Source organism: Effusibacillus dendaii, assembly GCF_015097055.1.
GTDB lineage: Bacteria > Bacillota > Bacilli > Tumebacillales > Effusibacillaceae > Effusibacillus > Effusibacillus dendaii.
This window is the reverse complement of record NZ_AP023366.1, coordinates 2560858-2583682: the sequence shown is the minus strand read 5'-3', so window position 1 is coordinate 2583682 and position 22825 is coordinate 2560858. Positions and strand designations below refer to the sequence as shown.

Annotated in this window: 24 protein-coding genes; 3 read left to right on the top strand and 21 right to left on the bottom strand. The window is 50.0% G+C overall.

Annotation, left to right across the window (positions count from 1 at the left end; genetic code table 11):
* Positions 1 to 7: 7 nt before the first annotated feature.
* The 15 genes from skT53_RS13925 to upp form a co-directional block, all read right to left on the bottom strand.
* Complete coding sequence (locus tag skT53_RS13925) at positions 8 to 685, bottom strand: NADH-quinone oxidoreductase subunit C (protein WP_200758023.1); 678 nt, start codon at positions 683 to 685, stop codon at positions 8 to 10.
* The gene (locus skT53_RS13920) at positions 682 to 1230 is read right to left on the bottom strand and encodes a NuoB/complex I 20 kDa subunit family protein (RefSeq protein ID WP_404828874.1); all 549 of its coding nucleotides are present in this window, start codon (positions 1228 to 1230) and stop codon (positions 682 to 684) included. Before skT53_RS13920 ends, skT53_RS13925 begins: the two co-directional genes overlap by 4 nt.
* Entirely contained in the window at positions 1221 to 1589 is a 369-nt protein-coding gene (locus skT53_RS13915; protein ID WP_200758021.1) for an NADH-quinone oxidoreductase subunit A, read from the bottom strand. Before skT53_RS13915 ends, skT53_RS13920 begins: the two co-directional genes overlap by 10 nt.
* A gap of 164 nt (positions 1590 to 1753) precedes the next feature.
* Positions 1754 to 2170: a F0F1 ATP synthase subunit epsilon gene (locus skT53_RS13910; RefSeq protein WP_200758019.1), complete on the bottom strand. Its 417-nt coding sequence runs from the start codon at positions 2168 to 2170 to the stop codon at positions 1754 to 1756.
* A gap of 33 nt (positions 2171 to 2203) precedes the next feature.
* Positions 2204 to 3610: a F0F1 ATP synthase subunit beta gene (gene atpD / locus skT53_RS13905; RefSeq protein ID WP_200758017.1), complete on the bottom strand. Its 1407-nt coding sequence runs from the start codon at positions 3608 to 3610 to the stop codon at positions 2204 to 2206.
* Positions 3611 to 3632: 22 nt separating this feature from the next.
* Positions 3633 to 4490, bottom strand: a complete 858-nt coding sequence (atpG, locus tag skT53_RS13900) for an ATP synthase F1 subunit gamma (RefSeq protein ID WP_200758015.1) — start codon at positions 4488 to 4490, stop codon at positions 3633 to 3635.
* Positions 4491 to 4528: 38 nt separating this feature from the next.
* The gene (gene atpA / locus skT53_RS13895) at positions 4529 to 6034 is read right to left on the bottom strand and encodes a F0F1 ATP synthase subunit alpha (RefSeq protein WP_200758013.1); all 1506 of its coding nucleotides are present in this window, start codon (positions 6032 to 6034) and stop codon (positions 4529 to 4531) included.
* 14 nt (positions 6035 to 6048) lie between these two features.
* Positions 6049 to 6597, bottom strand: a complete 549-nt coding sequence (locus skT53_RS13890) for a F0F1 ATP synthase subunit delta (RefSeq protein ID WP_200758012.1) — start codon at positions 6595 to 6597, stop codon at positions 6049 to 6051.
* The gene (gene atpF, locus skT53_RS13885) at positions 6594 to 7079 is read right to left on the bottom strand and encodes a F0F1 ATP synthase subunit B (RefSeq protein WP_200758010.1); all 486 of its coding nucleotides are present in this window, start codon (positions 7077 to 7079) and stop codon (positions 6594 to 6596) included. The genes skT53_RS13890 and atpF overlap by 4 nt, the downstream gene beginning before the upstream one ends.
* Positions 7080 to 7182: 103 nt before the next feature.
* A complete protein-coding gene (gene atpE / locus skT53_RS13880) occupies positions 7183 to 7401 on the bottom strand; it encodes a F0F1 ATP synthase subunit C (RefSeq protein ID WP_200758008.1) in 219 nt (72 codons plus the stop codon).
* 66 nt (positions 7402 to 7467) lie between these two features.
* Entirely contained in the window at positions 7468 to 8220 is a 753-nt protein-coding gene (atpB, locus tag skT53_RS13875; protein WP_200758006.1) for a F0F1 ATP synthase subunit A, read from the bottom strand.
* Entirely contained in the window at positions 8221 to 8619 is a 399-nt protein-coding gene (locus skT53_RS13870) for an ATP synthase subunit I (protein WP_200758004.1), read from the bottom strand.
* Positions 8620 to 8819: 200 nt separating this feature from the next.
* Positions 8820 to 9998, bottom strand: coding sequence for an acetyl-CoA C-acetyltransferase (locus skT53_RS13865; protein WP_200758003.1), 1179 nt, complete (start codon positions 9996 to 9998; stop codon positions 8820 to 8822).
* Between the two features lie 94 nt (positions 9999 to 10092).
* Complete coding sequence (gene wecB / locus skT53_RS13860) at positions 10093 to 11235, bottom strand: non-hydrolyzing UDP-N-acetylglucosamine 2-epimerase (protein ID WP_200758001.1); 1143 nt, start codon at positions 11233 to 11235, stop codon at positions 10093 to 10095.
* 45 nt (positions 11236 to 11280) lie between these two features.
* Positions 11281 to 11910, bottom strand: coding sequence for a uracil phosphoribosyltransferase (gene upp, locus skT53_RS13855; protein WP_200757999.1), 630 nt, complete (start codon positions 11908 to 11910; stop codon positions 11281 to 11283).
* 158 nt (positions 11911 to 12068) lie between these two features.
* Between upp and skT53_RS13850 the strand changes: the two genes are divergently transcribed.
* Complete coding sequence (locus skT53_RS13850; RefSeq protein WP_200757997.1) at positions 12069 to 13136, top strand: tartrate dehydrogenase; 1068 nt, start codon at positions 12069 to 12071, stop codon at positions 13134 to 13136.
* 257 nt (positions 13137 to 13393) lie between these two features.
* Here the strand turns inward: skT53_RS13850 and skT53_RS13845 are convergent, their stop codons facing one another.
* The 5 genes from skT53_RS13845 to skT53_RS13825 all read right to left on the bottom strand — a co-directional run bounded on the left by skT53_RS13845 (position 13394) and on the right by skT53_RS13825 (position 19158).
* Positions 13394 to 14683 (bottom strand): (Fe-S)-binding protein, encoded by a 1290-nt coding sequence (locus tag skT53_RS13845; protein ID WP_200757995.1) that lies wholly within the window; start codon positions 14681 to 14683, stop codon positions 13394 to 13396.
* Positions 14680 to 16053, bottom strand: a complete 1374-nt coding sequence (locus tag skT53_RS13840; RefSeq protein ID WP_200760991.1) for an FAD-binding oxidoreductase — start codon at positions 16051 to 16053, stop codon at positions 14680 to 14682. The genes skT53_RS13845 and skT53_RS13840 overlap by 4 nt, the downstream gene beginning before the upstream one ends.
* Positions 16054 to 16166: 113 nt before the next feature.
* Positions 16167 to 17444: an MFS transporter gene (locus skT53_RS13835; protein WP_200757993.1), complete on the bottom strand. Its 1278-nt coding sequence runs from the start codon at positions 17442 to 17444 to the stop codon at positions 16167 to 16169.
* Between the two features lie 36 nt (positions 17445 to 17480).
* Positions 17481 to 18350, bottom strand: coding sequence for a DUF6282 family protein (locus skT53_RS13830; protein ID WP_200757991.1), 870 nt, complete (start codon positions 18348 to 18350; stop codon positions 17481 to 17483).
* Between the two features lie 73 nt (positions 18351 to 18423).
* Positions 18424 to 19158: an MBL fold metallo-hydrolase gene (locus skT53_RS13825; RefSeq protein ID WP_200757989.1), complete on the bottom strand. Its 735-nt coding sequence runs from the start codon at positions 19156 to 19158 to the stop codon at positions 18424 to 18426.
* A 224-nt stretch (positions 19159 to 19382) separates the two neighbouring features.
* Here skT53_RS13825 and lhgO point away from each other — a divergent pair, with 224 nt between their 5' ends.
* On the top strand, positions 19383 to 20579 hold the full coding sequence (gene lhgO, locus skT53_RS13820) for an L-2-hydroxyglutarate oxidase (protein ID WP_200757987.1): 1197 nt from the start codon (positions 19383 to 19385) through the stop codon (positions 20577 to 20579).
* Between the two features lie 27 nt (positions 20580 to 20606).
* Positions 20607 to 21299 (top strand): FadR/GntR family transcriptional regulator, encoded by a 693-nt coding sequence (locus skT53_RS13815; RefSeq protein ID WP_200757985.1) that lies wholly within the window; start codon positions 20607 to 20609, stop codon positions 21297 to 21299.
* A 334-nt stretch (positions 21300 to 21633) separates the two neighbouring features.
* Here skT53_RS13815 and skT53_RS13810 read toward each other — a convergent pair whose 3' ends face one another.
* Positions 21634 to 22800: an AbrB family transcriptional regulator gene (locus skT53_RS13810; protein WP_200757983.1), complete on the bottom strand. Its 1167-nt coding sequence runs from the start codon at positions 22798 to 22800 to the stop codon at positions 21634 to 21636.
* Positions 22801 to 22825 lie beyond the last annotated feature (25 nt).

Sequence of the window (22825 nt, the reverse complement as noted above, 5' to 3'; positions counted from 1 at the left end):
TTCCCCTCTACTCCTTCCATACACTGAAGTCTTTCCGCAGCGGATATCCCTCATAATCTTCCGGCATCATAATTCGTCTCAGATCCGGGTGATCGGTAAACGTAACTCCCAACAAATCATAGATCTCCCGTTCCTCCCAATTGACTCCGCCATAGATCGGAGTTACAGAAGGAACTTCCGCATTGTCGCGAGGGGCACGCGTCTTCAATGTGACAAAATAGCCATGCTTCATCGAATACAGATACAGAACAACCTCGATATAGCCTTTGTCCGGATAGTCGGTTCCCGCCATCACTTCCGGATAATCAAACAGCAAGCTCTCGTCAAACCGGAGATATTCTATCACATTCCGCCAATCTTCCCGTTTGATTACAAAGGTAGGTTGGTATTTGGCGAGCACTGCTTCTTCTAATACGGATTCCCCGAATTTCGCCACAATCTGCTGTCGAAAACGGTCCAACTCTTTCTGCGCGGCTTCTTTTTTCGGATCCGGTTTCTGAGGCGCCGCTTCTTTGGCTGCGGCCGGTTTCTCAACGGTTGGTTTGGCAGCGGCCGGTTTTACAACCGGTGTCTGTTCCGACGCTGCCGGTGACACCGGTTTTTCCGATGCTTGTTTTTTCGGATCTGCTTCCTCCGAAGTTGGCTGATTGTTCGTCAAATCCACATTCTTGTTTTCATCCGTCATGTACGAGGCACCTTCTTCCCTTTGGCCTCCAGGCGGATTTTTTCCTGCAGTTTGTTAAGGCCATAGATCAACGCCGGCGGCGATGGCGGACAGCCTGGAATATATACGTCAACCGGAATATACTGGTCAACCCCTTTGACAACGGAATAAGAGCGTACATACGGTCCGCCGGCCGTTGCACAAGATCCCATCGATACAACCCATTTCGGATCGGGCATCTGTTCATACAAACGTTTGATCAAGGGTGCCATTTTCTTTGTCACCGTACCGGAAATGATGATACAATCCGATTGCCGGGGCGACGCGCGAAAAATGATCCCAAACCGGTCCAAATCATAATGGGAGGCACCTGTTCCCATCATTTCAATGGCGCAGCATGCCAAACCAAACGTCATTGGCCATAATGAGTTGCTTCGTGCCCAAGCCTTAATCTGTTCCAGGCCGCCAACAAAAACGCCAGCCTGCTGCAGTTCCATCGACTCTTCCGGTGTAAACCCTTCAAATTCTACACGAGGCTGTTGACTATAGCCATTGATTACGTCCATTCCAACACCTTCTTCTTCCAGGCATAGGCCAATCCGATGACAAGCAGTACGATAAAGATAAATGCTTCCACCAGCCCAAATGCGCCCAGTTTCATAAATGACACTGCCCAAGGATACAAGAAGAGAATTTCCACGTCAAACACAACAAATAGTAGGGCAAACAGATAATACCGAATGTTGTAACGAACCTGTGCTTCTCCAAATGGCTCAAGACCGCTTTCATATGTTGACAGTTTCTCGGCGGTGGGTTTTTTCGGACGCAAAAGAGGCCCGAGCACCATGAGCGAGCCAACTGGAAGTGCAATGCCCAGCAAAAGGAACAATGTTACGAATAAATAACTGTTCCAATACGTGAACAAGCGGCATTCCTCCAATATTGAGAAAGTTTTCACACAAACGTATTATAACATACTTGCTAGACTGGCGATACTTTCCACTTCACCAAAAATATGTAGGATACAAAATAAAAACCCTGTTTGAACCGCCTTACTCAAGGTAAAATCGGTTTCAAACAGGGGTTTATTTACCTGCGGACGTTCCCTTTCGCCACTTGCAAACGGGTCAATGCCCGCTGCAACGCAAGTTCTGCACGTCGATAGTCGATGTTTTCCGCGCCGCTTTGAGCCAGTCGCTGTTCGGCACGTTCACGGGCCCTTTCCGCCCGGTTCACATCAATATCTTCCGGCATTTCGGCCGTTTCCGCCAAAACCGTTACATGTTCCGGTTTGACTTCCATAAAACCGCCGGAAAGCGCCACATGTCGCTCGCTGCCATCCTGCATTTTGATCCGCAAAGCGGATATTTTTAAGGTGGTCACAAGCGGAGTATGCCCCGGAAGTATACCGAGATCGCCAGCGCCACCGCGCGCGATGACCATCTGTACATCCTCCGCAAACACTTTCCGTTCCGGTGTTACAATTTCCAAAGGCACAGTTTTCATATTCTTTCCCTCCTACAGCCTCATGGCCTAGGATTACATTTTCTTCGCTTTTTCCACCGCTTCGTCGATCGTTCCTACATAGAGGAAAGCACCCTCCGGAAGATCGTCATGTTTACCATCCAGGATTTCTTTAAACCCGCGAACGGTTTCTTTCACAGGAACATAGGCGCCCGGCGTACCGGTAAACTGTTCCGCCACAAAGAATGGCTGCGACAAGAAACGTTGGATTTTCCGCGCCCGAGCAACAGTCAATTTGTCTTCGTCGGTCAATTCATCCATACCCAAAATCGCGATAATATCCTGCAGTTCACGGTAACGCTGCAGAACTGCCTGAACACCGCGCGCCACCTGATAATGTTCTTCGCCAACAATGTCAGGAGACAATGCACGGGAAGTGGAAGCCAATGGATCCACCGCAGGGAAAATCCCCAATTCCGCAATTTTCCGTTCCAGGTTGGTCGTTGCATCCAAGTGAGCAAACGCAGTCGCTGGCGCCGGGTCGGTATAGTCGTCGGCCGGAACGTAAATCGCCTGAATCGATGTGATCGAACCTTTTTTAGTCGACGTAATCCGTTCTTGCAACTGACCCATTTCAGTCGCCAAGGTCGGCTGATAACCCACGGCAGAAGGCATCCGTCCAAGCAGAGCAGACACTTCGGAACCTGCCTGCGTAAACCGGAAGATGTTGTCAATAAACAGCAGAATGTCACGGCCTTCCGTATCACGGAAATATTCAGCCATTGTCAGACCGGTCAATGCCACACGCGCACGGGCTCCCGGCGGTTCGTTCATCTGACCGAACACCATCGCTGTTTTATCGATAACGCCGGAATCTTTCATTTCATGGTAAAGGTCGTTCCCTTCCCGGGTCCGCTCTCCAACGCCCGCAAACACGGAGAAGCCGCCGTGCTGCTTCGCAATGTTGTGAATCAATTCCTGCATCGTAACCGTTTTACCAACACCAGCACCGCCGAACAGTCCGATTTTACCGCCCTTGATGTACGGTGCGAGCAAATCGATAACTTTAATGCCTGTTTCCAGAATTTCCACTTTCGTCGAGAGATCTGTATATTCCGGTGCCGGGCGATGAATCGGATGTCTTTCCTCTGTTCCCGGATCGCCAGCTTCGTCAATCACTTCTCCCAATACGTTGAAAATTCGGCCAAGAGTGGCTTGCCCTACCGGAACGGAAATCGGGGCACCCGTATCCACCACTTCCATACCGCGTACCAATCCGTCCGTAGAAGACATCGCAATCGATCGCACCACATTGTCTCCCAAATGAACAGCCACTTCACAAGTCAGCTTAATGTCGACTTCTTTCTCATTTTGCGCCTTATAGTTTATGGTCAAGGCATTGTTCAGTTCAGGTAATTGCCCTTCCGGAAACCGGACATCCACCACAGGACCCAATATCTGAACCACTTGTCCCCTGTTCATCGTTTTCCCTCCAATCGTCAAACTACTTTAACGCTTCCGCCCCACCGACAATTTCCGTAATCTGCGTGGTAATGGCCGCCTGTCGAGCTCTGTTTAACGCCAATGTCAATGACGAGATCATGCTGGATGCATTGTCCGTCGCATTGCCCATCGCTGTCATTTGGGCTCCATAGAAAGAAGCTCTTGATTCAAGTAACGCAGTGTAAATCAGCGTTTCTGCATATTTCGGGAGGAGTACGTCGAGTACGCCTTCCTCCGACGGTTCGTAGAGGTAATTGGCTTTCGTTGCGGTTGCCGCTTCTCCGCCAACATCTTCTAACGGGAGAATCTGCTTTGTTACAGGAACTTGCGAGATCGCCGAATTAAACTTGTTATAAATCAAATGCACCTCGTCATAGGTTCCTTCTTCATACATTTTCACAACAGATTCTGTCACCCGTTTAATATCCGCAAATGTAGGGAAATCGGGCAGCCCGGTAATTTCGCCAACCACCGGATATCCCCGCTTCACGAAGAAGTCACGGCTTTTCCGACCAATCGCAAAGATTACATATTCATCTTTTGACTTGTTGTGAAACTCGTTTAACGCGTGTCGAACCAACTGCGCGTTGTAGGAACCCGCCAGCCCTCGATCTGATCCGATCACAACATAACCGATTTTTTTCACCGGACGCTTGACCAGCATAGGGTGCCGCGCACCCCCCGCTTTCGCGATGCTGCCGATTACCTCTTCCAGCTTTGCCGCATACGGGCGTGCCATTGTAGCCCGTTCCTGGGCACGCCGCAACTTCGCCGCAGCAACCATCTTCATCGCCTTTGTAATCTGCTGCGTGTTTTTCACACTGCGGATCCGCCGACGTATGTCACGTATATTAGCCACTTCGTTTCACCACCTTGCAGGAAAGATCAATTCTACCATTACGCAAAGGTTGCTTTAAACTTGCTGACCGCTTCTTTCAGCAAACCGATCGTATCATCGGAAAGATCTTTCGTTTCCGCAATCGTTTTTGGAATCTGCGGGTAGTTTGTATCGATATAGGCAAGAAAATCTTTTTCAAAGCGGCGTACATCTTCTACCGCAACGTCATCAACCGCACCATTGGTTGCCGCCCAAATGGAAATGACCTGTTTTTCAACCGGCATGGGTTGATATTGGCCTTGTTTCAAAATTTCCACCAAACGCGCACCGCGATTCAAACGAGCTTGCGTCGCTTTATCCAAGTCGGAACCGAATTGGGCGAACGCTTGCAGTTCGCGGTACTGGGCCAAATCAAGCCGCAGCGTACCAGCCACTTTTTTCATCGCTTTGATTTGCGCCGAACCGCCTACCCGGGATACGGACAAACCGACGTTAACAGCCGGTCGGACACCGGAGTAGAACAAATCGGATTCCAAGAAAATCTGACCGTCCGTAATGGAAATCACGTTGGTCGGAATATAAGCGGAAACGTCACCCGCTTGTGTTTCGATAAACGGCAACGCGGTCAAAGAACCTGCACCACGTGCGTCAGACAGTTTGGCAGCACGCTCGAGCAAACGGGAGTGCAGATAGAACACATCACCCGGGAACGCTTCGCGTCCGGGAGGACGGCGCATCAACAAGGACATTTCACGATAGGCAGCCGCTTGTTTGGAGAGGTCGTCGTAAATGCAGAGAACGTGGCCGCCGTTATACATGAAATACTCACCCATTGCGCATCCGGCATATGGAGCCAAGAAAAGCAGCGGCGCCGGATCCGATGCAGAAGCAGTTACCACAATGGTATATTCCATCGCGCCATGCTTACGCAGCGTTTCCACTACCTGTGCAACGGTCGATTGTTTTTGTCCGATAGCTACGTAAATACATACAACGCCTTGCCCTTTTTGATTGATAATCGTATCGATCGCAACCGCTGTTTTACCCGTTTGACGGTCACCGATTACCAGCTCCCGTTGCCCACGACCGATCGGAATCATTGCATCGATAGCTTTGATACCCGTTTGCATCGGTTCATGGACCGACTTACGATCAATTACGCCAGGTGCAGGAGATTCAATCGGACGAAACTCTTTCGTTTCAATCGGACCACGTCCATCAACCGGTTGACCGAGCGGATTTACCACCCGTCCAATCAGCGCTTCTCCGACCGGAACCTGTGCGATTCTGCCGGTACGCTTGACCGTATCTCCTTCTTTAATACCGACAACGGTACCCAATACCACACAACCGATATTGTCTTCCTCTAAGTTAAACGCCATCCCGACCTGACCGTTCGGGAACTCGAGCAACTCGCCGGCCATCGCCTTTTCCAAACCATGAATCCGCGCGATACCGTCACCTACCTGAATTACGGTGCCGACATCATACACTTGGATATCAGACTGATAATTCTCAATCTGTTGCTTTATCAACGCACTGATTTCCTCAGGACGAATGCTCATTTTTTCACCCCTATCTACCGTACTTGATTCCGTTTCAACGTCTCACTGAAATGAGCCAGCTTGCCTTGCACGCTCGCATCGATGACGCGATCGCCAATCGTCAGCCGGGCACCTGCAATCAAGCTTGAATTTACGGAAGCTGTAAGATCTATTTTTTTGCCAAATTGAGTGGTCAAACGATTATTCAATTCTTCCAGTTCGGTTTCCGTTATCTGTGCAGCCGTCTCAATGTGAGCTTTAATACGACCGCTCGCCTCGTCTACCAGACGGGAATATTCTTTATAAATCCCCGCCAATTGGTTTTCACGATGGCGATCCAGCAACAAACTCAGGAAGTTGCTGACAACGCCGGAAACGACTTGTCCGAAAACTTCCTTTGTTTGCTTCTTTTTGACTTCAACTGAAATAGCGGGATGCTGCAAAATCCGCTTTAACTGCGGATGTTCCTCCAGCGCATTTACAATCAAAGAAAGCTCGCTTTTGATTTCATCCAGCTTGTTTTGCTCTTTTGCGATCGAGTAAAGCGCATCCGCATATCGCTTGGCTACGGCACCATCTATCATACGCGTTCACCCATCTCTTTTACCGCTTCTTCTAACAGTGCTTTATGCTTGGATGAATCAATTTCTTGAGCAATGATTTTACCAGCCAACTGTACAGACAATGCGCCGACTTGCTCACGCAATTCCGCAATGGCCTGTTCTTTTTCGCGATTGATATCGGCAACCGCTTGATCCTTAATACGTCTTGCTTCGGCCTCTGCGGCGGCAATGATGTCAGCCGCCTGCCTTTCACCTGTACGGCGCGCGTTATCCAAAAGTTCAGCCGCTTCTTTCTTGGCTGACTGCATGGCATCGCGATGCTCTTGTGCCAATTTCTCAGCTTCCTGCCGATTTTGTTCCGCAGTCGAAATTTGGCTTTCGATATATTGCTGGCGGTCGTTCATGGTTTTCATCAACGGCCCCCATGCAACTTTACGCAGGAAAAGAAACAACAGTATGAATATGATTAATTGTACGATCGAACTACCAAGTTGAAACGACACTCATGTTCACTCCTTTCTTCAGCGGTAGAGGACAAAAGGAAGGCGAGGTACAAGTCTGTCTTGCCCCGCCAATCAACGAGACTGTACCGTCCCGCTTTGCTCCTTACCTAAAGAACATGATCAAACCAATTGCAACAGCGATGACTGGCAACGCCTCGACGAGACCCAGACCGATCAAAGCTTGCGTGAACAGAAGACCACGCGCTTCCGGCTGACGAGCGATCCCTTCAATAAAACGACTCATAACCAAACCGTTACCGATACCGGCGCCAACAGCTGCCAAACCCAAGGCAATACCTGCCGCAAAAATATTTGCTTCCATTCTCAAACTACCTCCTTAATTTTTCGCTTGTTTAACTATACATCGATAATTGCGATCCAACTATTTTTAATGATGTTCTTCGTGAGGCATTTTCTGCCCGATGTAAACCAGTGTTAACACGGTAAACACGAACGCCTGGATCGTACCCACCATCAGTGAATAACCGATCCACACGAGCAGCGGTACACCGGCTGCCAAACCACCGGTAACAACCCCCAATGTATGCGTCATTCCCAACAAAATCCCAATCATGACTTCACCGGCAAAAATATTGCCGAACAGACGCAAACCGAGTGTCAAAAACTTTGGCAGTTCTTCGATCAGATGCAACGGGAACATCCACAACGGAGTTACCCAATGTTTAAAATATTGTCCCGGATGTCTCAGACCTACGATATGACTGAGCAGTACCATCGAAATCCCCATCGTCATCGCCACCGTAAAATCCGCAGTGGGAGACATGAAGAACGAGTAGCTGACTGCATGGCCCTGCGCGTCCCCCGCCTCAGCTGTAATGTTTGTAATCAGCCCAAGCTGGTTCGCCACAAACATCCAGATAAATAAAGTCAGCGCAAACGGCACCCAAGCATCCGCCCGTTTTTGTCCCACCGTATCGCTCGCAAGTCCTCTAACAAAGTCCACAATCATTTCAAAGAAAGTTTGTAGTTTTCCCGGCCGCCGAACATCAGCGCCCCGCACAGCCGCCATTACAATAACGGCAACCAAGATCGCCGCAAGCAGGGACATTCCGACAACTGTCAAGTTCACCGTCAAACCTTCGATCCCGAATAGAGAGACCGTAGGATAAGAGTGCTCCACCTATTTCACCCCTTCCGGTTTGGACTCTTGTTGTTTTTTCCTATTCAAAACGAAGCCTGCAAAAATGACGAGCTGATACGTAAAGAACGCTGCGATCATCAGCAGAGCATTCGGATAGGACAGTTTTTTGACAACCATTACCGCCAAAGCGATTACCGCAATTCGAGAGACTAACGGGAATCCCGGTTTTCGCTTCTCATCCCGCAAGGCAATGGTGACTGCCGCCTGCAACTGGCGTCCCATGCTGACGGCAAAGTAAACGCTTACCAGAGAACCGATTGCCAATCCGGAAAAAACCGATTTCCACCCCGGGACAACCGCCCACAACACAGCCCACACCAAGGTGATATAAGTTGTGTATTTCACCGTTTGTCGAAGAAAACGATTTGCTTCATCCATATTCGAACGACCCCCGGTGTTTCACTATACGAAACAGTTGTACCTCTTGGTGAAACCGCCTAACCAATCGTACAATAGACGTGTTTTGATTGTCAACGAATTCGAAATCATGTTTTGCTTGATTTATTCTAGCTTCACGCAAGTTTCACATTTCTGCCAAACTTCCCCACTTACCTGTCGTATACGAAATATTCCGACGCTTATCTTTCGACCAGCAAGGAAACCCCCTGCCCGCCCCCAATACACAAAGTGGCAATCCCTCGTTTTCCATTGCGTTTTTCCAATTCATGCAATAATGTCACTAATATACGCGCCCCGCTGGCTCCGATCGGATGTCCCAACGCGATGGCGCCTCCGTTTACATTCAGCTTTTCACGCGGGATTTCCAAATCTTTGCCGACTGCCAGCGACTGTGCCGCAAACGCCTCGTTTGCTTCTATCAGATCAATGTCGCTGATCGACAGTCCTGATTTTTCCAATACTTTGCGAGTGGCAAAAATCGGCCCCAGGCCCATGATCGACGGATCCAATGCGGCAGACGCATACGCCACAATACGAGCAAGTGGCTTTAAACCGAGCGCAGCGGCTTTGTCGGCAGACATGACCACCAATGCGGCAGCCCCGTCGTTAATCCCCGATGCATTGCCGGCCGTGACCGTGCCTTCTTTCTTGAATGCAGGGCGCAGTTTTGCCAGCCCTTCCTTTGTCGTGCCTGCCCTCGGAAATTCATCCGTATCAAAAATCACCGGATCGCCCTTTTTGGAAGGCAGCTGAACAGGAACAATTTCCTCTTTAAAACGGTTGTTTTTGATGGCCGCCTCCGCTTTTTGCTGACTCCAGGCAGCAAACTCATCCTGTTCGTCGCGGCTCAACCCGTATTTTTCGGCGACGTTTTCCGCCGTGATTCCCATATGATAGTCAAAGAACGCACACCATAAGCCGTCACGGATCATGGAATCGACGGCTGTTGCATCTCCCATCCGATAACCGCCGCGAGCGCCTTCCAATAAGTAGGGGGCACGACTCATGTTCTCCATGCCGCCCGCCACGATCACATCCGCATCGCCAGCCCGGATTGCCTGAGCCGCCAACATAACCGCTTTCAATCCGGATCCGCACACTTTGTTAATCGTCAAGGCAGGAACCGCCTCATGATAGCCTGCCTTGATCCACGCCTGTCTGGCCGGATTTTGTCCGAGTCCCGCCTGCAGCACGTTGCCGAGAATCACTTCCTCCACCTGTTCATGACTGACGCCCGCCCTTGCAAGCGCTTCTTTCAATACGATACTGCCAAGCTCCGTTGCCGGAATCCCCGACAGAGCGCCCTGAAAACTGCCGATCGCCGTACGCACGGCGCTTACAATTACAGCGTCTTTCATGTTAGATCCCTTCCTCTCTCCCAAAATAGAATTTTTATACCCATATCTTCTTTATTCTGTCTGCCAACTCTTCCCGTCATGCAAACGAACAAAATCAGGATTTAAATTCGTCCGGCGGTTCCCCTTTCCCATAATGATGGAGGATCGCCCGTACGATCCGTTCTGACGCCCGGCCATCCCCGTAAGGATTCGCCGCAATCGACATTTCACCGTGCGCCTGCCGGTCGATCAACAGCTGCTTGGTTAACCGGTAGACATCCGCTTCCTCTGTCCCGGCCAATTTCAACGTTCCCGCCGCGATTCCTTCCGGTCTTTCCGTCGTGTCCCGCAGAACCAATACAGGCACACCAAGCGACGGGGCTTCTTCCTGAATGCCGCCGGAATCGGTCAAAATCAGGTAGGAGCGCGACATGAAATTGTGTGTATCTACTACATCCAACGGATCAATCAAATGGATACGCGGATGATCACCCAGAATTTCACGGGCTGGCTCCTGCACGGCCGGGTTTAGATGCACCGGATAGACCAGCACCACATCTGGCTGTTCCTCGACAATCCGACGAACAGCACGAAAAATATTCCGCATTTTTTCCCCGATATTCTCGCGCCGATGAGCAGTCATAAAGACCAGACGCTGATCGGCTTGCAACGAATCCAAAATCGGATGGCGGTAATCGGCTCTCACCGTCGTTTCCATCGCATCAATGGCCGTGTTTCCGGTGATAAAAATAGTCCCTCGGGTTTTCCGCTCTTGCAGGAGGTTGTCGGCCGATTGACGGGTCGGCGCAAAATGCAAATCGGCCATAACGCCCGTCAACTGGCGATTCATCTCTTCCGGAAACGGAGAATATTTGTCATAGGTTCGGAGGCCTGCCTCCACATGCCCAATCGCAACCTGTTGGTAAAAGGCAGCCAACGCAGCCACGAACGTAGTGGTGGTATCACCGTGAACCAGCAGGATATGCGGCTTTGTATCGGCAATTACCTGTTCCAATCCTTTTAACGCCTTGATGCTGATGCTCGTCAATGTTTGACGCGGTTCCATGATGTCCAAATCGTAATCCGGCCTGATCTGAAAAATATCAAGGACCTGGTCAAGCATTTGCCGATGCTGCGCGGTAACACAGACTTTCGAATCGATCAGCGGAGAGGCCTTTTGCAGCGCTTTGACAAGCGGCGCCATTTTGATCGCTTCCGGTCGTGTGCCAAAAACAGTCAGAACCCGAATTGCCTCCATACAATATCTCCTTCATGATGCTTGTTAAATATGTATCGAATCGTCTTACTTTGTGCCGAACAGTCGATCTCCTGCGTCCCCCAGTCCCGGTACAATGTATCCGTGATCGTTCAGTTTCTCATCCAACGCCGCCGTGTAAATGTCGACATCCGGGTGTTCCCGCTGCACGCGGGCCACACCTTCCGGCGCTGCGATCAAGCACATCAGCTTGATGTTTTTCACACCCCGCTGTTTCAAAAATGTAATCGCAGCCGCCGCAGATCCCCCGGTCGCCAACATGGGGTCGATCACGATCAAGTCTCTTTCATGAACATCGGTTGGCAGTTTGCAATAATACTCAACAGGCTGCAACGATTCTGGATCCCGATACAATCCGATATGCCCGACCTTTGCCGCCGGGATCAGTTTCAGCACTCCGTCGACCATGCCAAGACCGGCCCGCAAAATCGGCACCAAACCCAATTTTTTCCCTGAGATTACACTGGCCTTCGCTTCCGCAACCGGCGTCTTGACAACCGTTTCTTGCAGAGGCAGGTCGCGCGTGATTTCATAGGCCATCAGCATCGCAACTTCTTCCACCAATTCGCGAAATTCCTTTGTTCCTGTAAGCTCGTCCCGAATATAAGTCAGCTTATGCAAGATCAGAGGATGGTCAAAAACATGCAATTTGCTCATTTTTATTTGTTCTCCTTCAGTTAACGGGGGTTGTCCCACAATTACTTTCCCTATTATAGCAAAGCGAATTTTGCCTTGCTACTTGCCTGTCATTTCAATCGGTCTTTATAATACTATTAATGATTAGAGGTTGTACATACAAATGGAGGTTTCTTATTATGAACCGTTTTGAAATTGCTGTCATACCAGGCGACGGAATTGGAAATGAAGTAGTACCGGCAGCCATTCGCGTGCTCGACGCCGCAGCCGAGATTCACGGCGGTTTGTCCTTTGCCTGGACACATTTCCCGTGGAACTGCGAGTATTATCTAAAGCACGGTGAAATGATGCCGCAAGACGGAATCGCCACATTGCGAAATTTTGACCAGATTTTCCTGGGCGCGGTCGGTATGCCAAACCTCGTTCCTGATCACGTGTCGCTTTGGGGATTGCTGATCAAAATCCGCCGTGAGATGAACCAGTCGATCAATGTTCGGCCGGCCAAACTGCTGCGTGGTTTGCAGTCTCCTTTACGGGATCCGAAACAGTTTGATCTGATCGTGGTACGCGAAAACTCGGAAGGTGAATATTCAGAAATTGGCGGTCGCATCCATAGCGGCAGCGACGACGAAATGGCCATCCAAAATGCGGTGTTTACCCGCAAGTCGACAGAACGCGCGATGCGTTACGCGTTCGAATTGGCAAAACAGCGCAGAGGTCATGTAACAAGCGCCACCAAGTCAAACGGAATCTCACACAGCATGCCGTTTTGGGATGAGGTGTTCAGACAGGTTCAACAGGATTACCCGGATATTCAAACTGCCAGTACGCATATTGACGCATTGGCTGCGTTTTTTGTAATGAAACCGCATATTTTTGATGTGATCGTAGCGTCCAATCTGTTCGGCGACATACTGACCGATTTGGGCGGCGCGATTATGGGAAGCATCGGAATTGCACCTGCCGCAAACCTGAATATCGAGCGAAAATTCCCTTCCATGTTTGAACCGGTTCACGGTTCCGCCCCTGATATTGCGGGACGCGGGATCGCCAACCCGGCCGGACAAATCTGGACTGGCAAAATGATGCTTGATTTCTTAGGGTATCAAGAGCTCGGCAATCTGCTGCTTGATGCGCTGGAAGATACGCTGGAAGCGGGAATCAAGACCGGTGATATTGGCGGCCGCGCCAACACAGGAGAAGTCACCAACGCGGTGATCGAGAATCTGAAAAAACGGGCCAAATGATACGTATAAAGATGACAGTCGGCAGCCGCCGACTGTTTTTACTCTATTTTAATACAGACACGACTGACCGCATTTGTACCCGTAACCCTTACGGTTCCAAAACGTTTCAAGCGGCTGTATATCCGCTTCGCCTCCATCCACCTTTATCCAGCTGGCACTACTAGATCGAACAATTTGTACCTATCCCCCAAAAATAAAAGCAGGCCGCCTGCTGCGACCTGAAACGATACCGATAAATGAGATTGGTGCAATTTAGCTTACAATCCGCATGCTTCGTGCAGCAAATCGACAATATGCGCCGCGTCCATCCGCCCCTGCAGGTTCTCCCTCTGAATCCCCATTCGCATCTGCAGCAGGCAGCCCGGATTGGACGTTACAATCAGCACCGCATCGGTTTTCTTTACCGATTCCATCTTTTGATCCAACACTTTCATTGAGGTGTCGTATTGCAACAAACTGTAAATCCCTGCCGAACCGCAGCAGCTGTCGGCACCCGGCAGCTCCACATAATCAATGCCCGGAATCGCCTGCAAAAGCTGCCTTGGCTCTGAGGAGACTTTCTGCACGTTACGCAGGTGGCAGGAATCCTGGTACGTAATTCGTTTATGGATCGGTTTGCAAAACGGCAGCGGCGCCAGATCGGCCAAAACCGTATTGATGTCACGGCTTTTCCGCACGAAATTACGCGCCCGTTCTGCCCATTCGGGATCATCCGCCAGCAGTTTTTCGTACTCCACCAGCATGGCGCCGCAGCCCCCTGCATTGTTGATATACCAGTCCGCCCCACTCGCTTCAAAAGCCGCAATGTTTTTCTTTGCCAGTTCCTTCGCTTGATCCAGTTCTCCCGCATGAGCATGCAGCGCCCCGCAGCATGTTTGCATATGTGGAATTGTCACGTCACACCCGGCTGCCGCTAACAGCTCTACTGTCTTGCGGTTTGTTTCATAAAAAAGGGAGTCCATCACACAACCGGAGAAAAAAGCCACCTTCGCTTTCGGTTTCCCCCCATGCGCGTAAACCGTTCGCCGTTTGCCAAGATAAGCAAACGGCGAAACGACATCAGGCAATGCCGCTTCAAATTCACCCAGATGGTAAGGCAATTTGTCTGTAATACCTAACGCGCCTGCCGCTTTCCGCAGACCGGATTTGTGATAGAACCAGAACAATCCACCGATTACTTTCAAACGCCCCGGATAGGGGAACAGGCCTCGAAACGCAAACCGCCGCAACGAACTGACGAGCGGTTTGTGCGACCGTTTGCTTTCAAGCGTCCGTTTGGCCCCTTCCAGAATGGTTCCGTATCGGACTCCGGTCGGACAGGCCGTTTCACAAGCCCGGCAGCCCAGACAGAGGTCGATGGGCGAAGCCAAGTGTTCCGTTACATCAATTTTCCCTTCCGCCGCCGCCTTAACCAGAGCAATGCGCCCGCGCGGGGAAGCGGATTCCTTTTCCAACACCTTGTAAGTCGGACATGCAGGGAGGCAGTATCCACACTGGACACAATTAAATGTCTCATCATATTCAAGCATTTTTTGCAGTTCGTTCATTCGCTCAGCACCACCCGCGTCTGCCCCGGCTGTGGAAAAATTTTATACGGATTGAGAATGTTGTCAGGATCCCATGCCTGTTTGATTCGCCGCATCATATCCAGCCCCACCGGCCCCAATTCCATCTCCATGTAGGGGGCTTTCATCGTACCGATGCCGTGTTCTCCTGACAATGTTCCGCCCAATTCAACAGCCGCTTTAAAAATTTCGCCAACCGCCTCTTCCACCCGGCGCATCTCGTCTTTATCGCGAATATCGGCAATAATATTCGGATGCAGATTGCCGTCACCCGCATGACCGAACACCACCAGATGGATGTTGTACTTGTCGCGGATCTGGCGCAGCCGTTCAAACATCTCCGGAATTTTGGCGCGCGGCACCGTGGCGTCTTCCGAAATTTTGGTCGGCTTAACCTGTGTGATGGCGGGTGATACCAATTTTCTCGCTCGCCAAAGTTCTTCCCGCTGCCGCTCGTTCTCAGCCACACGAACTTCTTTCGCACGGTATCGCCTGCAGATTTCGGCCGCCCGGTTGATTTCGTCCTCGACTGCAGCCGGATGACCGTCTACTTCTATTAAAATAATCGCATCCGCCTCCACCGGCAGACCGATAGGTTGATAATTTTCTACTGCCCGAATCGACGGATTGTCCAAAATTTCCATTTTGGCAGGCAAAATCCCGTTTGTCAGTACCCCGCTGATCGCCCTGCCGGAATCGATCAGATCATTAAACACAGCCATTAAGGCCTTTCTTGCGCGCGGTTTCGGAATCAGGCGCAGAATCGCTTTTGTAATGACGCCAAGCGTTCCTTCCGATCCGACAATCAGCGGCGTGAGATCATATCCGGTCACATTTTTGACGGTCATGCCGCCTGTCCGAATGATTTCTCCCTGTGGAGTTACCACTTCCAAACCGATCACGTAGTGTTTCGTTACACCGTATTTCAGCCCATGCGGACCGCCGGAATTCTCCGCCAAATTGCCGCCGATTGTGGAGACATTCGAACTGCTCGGATCCGGCGGATAAAATAAGCCTTCCGCTTCCGCCCTTCTTTGCAGTTCCGCCGTGATCACGCCCGGCTCGACAATGGCCACCAGATTGTCCCGATCGATCTCCAGCAGTCTGTTCATGCGGGTCATAACAAGGGCGATGCCGCCCGCCACAGGCAGCGGCCCACCGCTTAAAGAAGTACCTCCGCCACGCGGCGTAACGGGGATTTTTTCGCGGTTCGCCAGTTTTATTACATTCACCACTTCCTCCGTCGTCACGGGAAACACCGCCACATCCGGCAGAAATGTCCCGAACGAAGCGTCGAACGAATAACTGTACCGCTCATCCAATGAATCCAACACGCGGTCGTCGCTCAACATCTCTTTTAATTCTCGGATCAGTTCCGGTTTCACCTGGATTCCCCCTTGCAACACCCCATATAGGTAACGGATAAATCCCCCGCCACACAGCGTGGCGGGGGAACAGGCCGATTTTACGCTTCGAGTTCCCGACCTTTTGTTTCAGGCAAGAAAAATAAAACCAACAGCGCAGCTGTCGCAAACGCGATCGAAGTAATGCTAAATGCCGCCCCCAAACCGTACGTGTTGGCTAATGCACCCACTGTAAACGGGGCAGACGCAGCCACCGCCCTGCCGAAGTTGTAAGTAAATCCCTGACCCGTAGCCCGTATGGCCGTTGGAAACAATTCCGCCAAAACGGCTCCAAAGCCGCTGAAATAACCCGATCCAAAGAAAGCAACCAGCGGTCCCAACAACAACAGCCGGGTCGGATCATGCGAAAAACCGTAAAACGGTACCAATGCGGCAGCCAGTGCAAAAAACAGGATAAACGTAATTTTACGGCCAATTTTGTCAGCCAGCAACCCAAATATCACATATCCCAACCAGGCGCCCACCTGCATAATGACAATCCAACTGGTTTGTTTCAGAACCGTCAGCCCGGCTCCTCCCTGCGCGACCGGTGTACCCAGATACGTTGGAATCCAGGTAAACAATCCCCAGTAACCAAATTGTGCGCAAACGCTTAAGAGGGAACCTAACACGGTCCAGCGTACCACTTTCTTTCCGAAGAGTTTGCCGACCGAACCCTTTTCGATTGTTTCGCCCGCCGCCTGATCGGCTTTCCGCTGGCTCCAAATCTCCGGTTCATCCGTTCCCTTCCTTACCCAAATTGCAATTAAAGCAGGAACAATTCCGAAGAAAAACACGCCACGCCATCCGAATAACGGTAGCAGCACACCGGCCACCACCGCTGCCAGTCCATATCCAATCGCCCAGGAACCCTGTACGATTCCCATCGCCTTGCCGCGATGTTTGGCCGGCCATGTTTCCGTGATCAAAGCAGCCCCCGCTACCCATTCACCGCCCATTCCAAGCCCCAGCAGCAAACGAAGCACTGCCAGTTGCGTGACAGTTTGCGAGAAACCCTGAATGGCAGTAAACAGCGAAAATACAATCATGCTGATCATCAGCGAGCGGGTTCGCCCGTATTTGTCGGCCACCACTCCGAAAATAATGCCGCCTAGCGCGGAGCTGAGCAAAGTTAAGGATGCCAGCAGCCCGCCGATCGATTTGTCCATATGCAAATCGGCCATCACATTGACAAGCACCATTGCATACAGCGTAACATCCATCGAATCCAACATCCACCCCAAACCGGATGCCAGCAGTGCCCGCCACTGTTTAGAATTGATTTCCCGATACCAGGGGAGATCGGTTTGCACACTCGCGTTTTTTCCTAATTCCACCATTCGTTTTCCTCCTTTAAGCCAATCTTGATGTTTGAATCACGGCAGACCGAGAAGATGAGCCGGATTCACGCACGCCATTTTGCGTACGTCCGATTCCTGCAAGCCGTGCTGCAGCAGCAGTTCAGTAAACTGTCGATACCCCTCGACCGGTACCGGGTGGTTGATTTGGCCAAAATCGGTTTGCAGAATGCATCTGTCCGGGCCAATTTTTCGGATACCGTTTACCAGCTCCTCCGGTTCGATCGATTTCCAGCCAGGCATTAACGTCAGCATCGACTTTTCCACATAGGCGCCGAGCCTCACCAATTCACACTGCAAATCGAGATCCATCCGGTTGATTTTCAAATCGGGATGCGCTACAAGAATCTTTTCAACTCCCCGTTCGACAGCCGCCTTTACTAAAATTTCAGTCTCCTTTGGCGACAGATGGCCTGTCGCAAGCACCGCATCCGATTGTTTTAACAGATCGATAATTTCAAAAACTACAGGCAAAAGCTTGCCATCCTCGGATAAAACGGAAATCCCTTTTTGCGGCAGCAGACGAATGATTGATTTTTGTTCCTTGTAGTCGCTTTTCCCGCCATAATGGTCAATGTGCTGTTTGGCGGAACCGGTAGGCATCCAAATGATTTTTGCACCCGTTTGCAGCGCCATATCAACCGCGTACGGGTTCAGTCCGCCAACATACTCGTTTAGCACCAATGAACCGTATACTTCAATCCCGGCCACTATTTTACTGACCAATTTTGCCCTGGAAACGGTTGATTCTTCATGCGCTTTCAGTACGATCGCCCTCATCCCGGCAGATTTCGCCTGTTCCGCCAACTCAAAATCGTCGACAGAACGCGGGAATATACTTGGGCTCGAATGCACATGGATATCGATTGCTCCATCCAACAAATTCACAACGATTCACCTCCTTGTCCACATCTGGATTGCAGTTCTCGCCGATTCAGACCGTATCGGCGCGGAAACCCGTTTACGCTTCCAGTACAAATATTTTCGTTTCCGGAATCCCGTTTTGCGGAATGGAAATCGTTACGGTACTTGATGTAACCGGACGAATCTCGATCCCATCAGGACCGCGCTCAATCCGAACCGCTCCGGAATGGCCGGGGACCACTACATCCGCCCAATCCCGAATCAATGCGATGCTTTGTTCACCACGTTGCGGGTCCCATGTCATCGCCGCTTTCCCACTGATCAGTTCAGCCGGATTTTTCACCGCATCGGACGCCAGTACCCATCGTTCAGCCTGATATTGAATAAAAATGGAGTATAATCCAGGCGTATGTCCAGGTGTATGAACCCATCGGATCCCTTTCGTTTCGCCTGAACTCCCGCTCAAAATCGAGAGTCGGCCGGTGTTTTCCAGCGCGGAAAACATTTCATACGGTACGGCCAGGTCTTTTTGGCCGTTCTCCTTCACATGCCGAACCTCTTCCTCGTGCAGATAAAAGGTGGCCTTCGGAAACAATCCGAAATTGACAGCATGGTCGAAATGGAAATGACTGAGGAAAACGCTTTCAATCTCATCCAGACGAACCCCCAGCGCCGCCAGCCGTTCCAGCAGGACGAATCTCTCATTGAAACCGACTGTATCAAACAGTACAGGGCGCTCTCCCGGTATACGGATCAAAACACAACTGCTCCATCCCAAAAATCCACGATCCGACTTACCGGGAAATCCCTCAAACAAAATATCAATTTGCACGACCCATCCCCCTTGAAAACTTGTCAGGCAAATTTTGCAGAATAGTTATTGCTTTTTCATTTAAAAAAAGGTTAATATTTTTATAAAATTAACATACATTATCGTTCTTTATTTGTCTACATGGTTTTTTTAACCTTAAAAATTTGTCTAGCAAATCTTGTTGTCTAGCAAATCTTGATTGCTATCTTCATTCAAATGAAAGTTGGAAAAGGGAGGTCGTCTCTTTGTACGATTACGCAATTGTGGGCGGCGGCATTGTGGGGCTGTCAACCGGAATGGCATTGGCTCAACGCTACCCCCAGGCCAAACTATTGATTCTCGAAAAGGAGTCCAGCCTGGCATTTCACCAGACCGGCCATAACAGCGGCGTGATCCATTCCGGAATTTATTACAAGCCGGGCAGCCTGAAAGCAAAATTTGCAAAGGAAGGCAGTCGGCGGATGGTCGAATTTTGCGAAACGCATGGTATTCAACACGAGATCTGCGGCAAGGTGATCGTCGCCACCCAGAAAGAAGAACTGCCTCTGTTGGATAACCTGTATCAGCGGGGATTGGCCAATCAGCTCGACGTCAGGAAAATAGATGCGCGTGAACTGAAGGAAATTGAACCGTATGCAAATGGCCTGCAGGCAATTCACGTGAAAGCGGCCGGCATTGTTAACTACAAACAGGTTGCGGAGACATTCGCCGCTATCATCCGGGAGCAAGGCGGTGACATTCGGCTTAATTCGGCGGTTCATCGAATCACGGAAAAGGGACGGGAAATATCAATTGAATCGGAAAGCGGGACCTACCACGCCCGTTATCTCATCAACTGCGGCGGACTGCATTGTGACCGGATTGCCCGTCTTGCAGGGCTTCGCACCGATATGAAAATCGTCCCGTTCCGAGGCGAATATTACGAATTGCGACCGGAAAAAAATTATCTGGTCAACAATTTGATTTATCCCGTCCCGAATCCGAACTTCCCGTTTCTTGGCGTCCATTTCACAAGAATGATCGACGGTCATGTTCATGCAGGACCGAACGCCGTGCTCAGCATGAAACGGGAAGGGTATAAGAAAACCGATTTTAATTTAAAAGATTTTGCGGAAGTGTTGGCATATCCCGCCTTTTGGAAAATTGCCCGGCAAAACATAGGGGAAGGCTGGAAGGAGATTGTCCGCTCTTTCAGCAAAAAAGTGTTTGTGCGCAATCTGCAGCGGTTGATTCCAGAGGTGACGGAGTCGGACGTCGTCCCCTCCCAAAGCGGGGTGCGTGCCCAGGCGTTGACGCGCGACGGTAGCCTGATCGATGATTTTATGATCGTGACGCAGACACGCTCGACCCATATTTTAAACGCTCCTTCACCGGCGGCAACCGCTTCCATTTCGATTGGGGAATCGATTGCGGAACAGATTCCGGAACCGAGCCTCCTCTAATGCGGAAAACGGAGGAGTAACCATTCTATGGGAAAGAAACCGAAAATCTCACAAACCATATCCCAACAGCTGCTGACCATGATCAACACCGGTCAATTTCCGGCCGGATCCCGACTGCCGAGCGAGATGGATCTGGCTGCCCATTTTTCGGTAAGTCGGGCAACAATCCGGGAAGCGCTGAGCGTATTGAATGCACTGGGCATCCTTTCGTCCCGCCAAGGCGGCGGCAATTATGTGGAAGAAGTCGACGTTTCGTCATTGTTGACACAGATGCAGGTGCAGGCGACCGACTTGCAGCAGATGCGCCATCTTTTTGAAATCAGAATCATACTGGAAACAGAAGCCGCTTATCTTGCGGCGTTGCGGCGGACGGAAAGCGATTTGGAACAAATGCATAACGCCCTGCAAATTTTAAAATATGACTTTTCAACAAATGACAAGTCAGGTGATGAAGCGGATTTCAGTTTCCACCAACAAATGGTTCGAGCGGCCCACAACCCGATCATGCTGCATACAATGACTCATTTGTCCGATTTATATCGTAAGGTTTTGGCCATAACGCTAAAGCAAAACATCGGTTTGCCGCGAAAACGGCAACAGGTATACAAGGAACATGAAGACATCTATCTGGCGATTGAAGCCGGCCAGCCGGAATTGGCCAAGGTACAGTGCCGGATCCACTTGCAAAACGTGCAAAAGAAACTGGATTTGATATTGTAGACCAGGCTGGGGCTAGGTTGACACGCTATGTACACATTGATGGAATAGAGTTGAAGAATGATCCGGATGGAGCCTGTCAACCGGACACCCGTTAAACAATTGGGATAGAGCAGTACCCGACCCCATTGTTGCCATGCTATCGTTGGGTCCGATTCCATATGTACTGGGTCGTTCGGACCTATCCTAATTCTAAATTTAGTGCATAAATTTCCAGTACATCTAAAAATACTCTTATTGATTTTTAACAGGAAAATCGTTTGAAAAACCATCAATGGTTCGGCGGTACTAACGGCAATCTCCAACCTTACAGAAGAAAGTTTACATGCATTTAGCATCACATGTTATGATTAGTATCTCTCTTAAAATTCAGGTACACCGAGAGAAACCGACATAAAGGTGGAATCAACAAGAAGGTCATGATAATTCGTAACGTTTGGGCAGATGCTACAAAGGGAACATTCTCTTGCAATGACAGGGCTGTTACCGTCATTTCCGCCACGCCACCCGGTGCAAAAGCTAAAATGGCCGTTAGATAAGAAATACCAGAGTTACTGGATAATAAATAAGAAAAGAAAACCATCAAAACTAGCAGTGCGGATGAACTGAATATCCCTAACAATGTGATTTTACCTAGTCCTTTGAACATTTCTTTTTTTATAGACAATCCAAGGCTCGCCCCTAATATAATTTGTATGATTACTTTTAGCTCAGCCGGGTACCACGGAACTAGATCTGTATCAGTGATGGATGTTGAAATGAGTTGACACAGTGCTACACCTATAATTCCACCTATCATTCGTGCGGCCGGAAACCTCAACCTTTTCATGATAAGGTAACCAATCTGGGCAGCGAGGAGCAAGCAACCCGCCCACCACATCGAAACATTCGTCAAAGTATCCACTCCAACACTCGTTGTAATCATATGGTTGTTATGATCTTCCACCCTAACGAAGATAGGAATTAATCCAACAACCACCAAAATTCGAGTAACCTGGACGATTGTTACCACCACCGTATTTGCTCCAACCTCCTCTGCAATGGCAGGCATGTTATTCAAACCTCCAGGCGCAGTCGCATATAAACTGGTAATAACTCCCACATTACTATAACGATTCAGAAAAATGCCCGACAAAACAGAAAAGACCATGGATAGGACTAACATTCCAGTTATGATGAACCATGAGTGGGCAAAAATGTCCCATTTCTGGGCGGTCATTTGCTCACCAATTTGAACTGCCAATATCAACTGCGCCAGATTTTTCCAACGGGGGCTAAATCCACTTTCCGGCAAGATTGATGCAAACCATGAGGGTCTTGCTATAGATAATGCACCCAACAGGATCATCGTTCCTATCATCCATCCAATCGAAACCCCTGTTAGAGAAAATAAAAAGCCAAAGGTACTTCCTAATAGGAGGAGTATAGTGCTTTTAAAGACACCTCGCCCTATTCCCTTCATATCACCTGTTAATTTCGATATGTATAGGATATATTTTTGCATGAACTCCCTCCAACTGGCGCGCCCG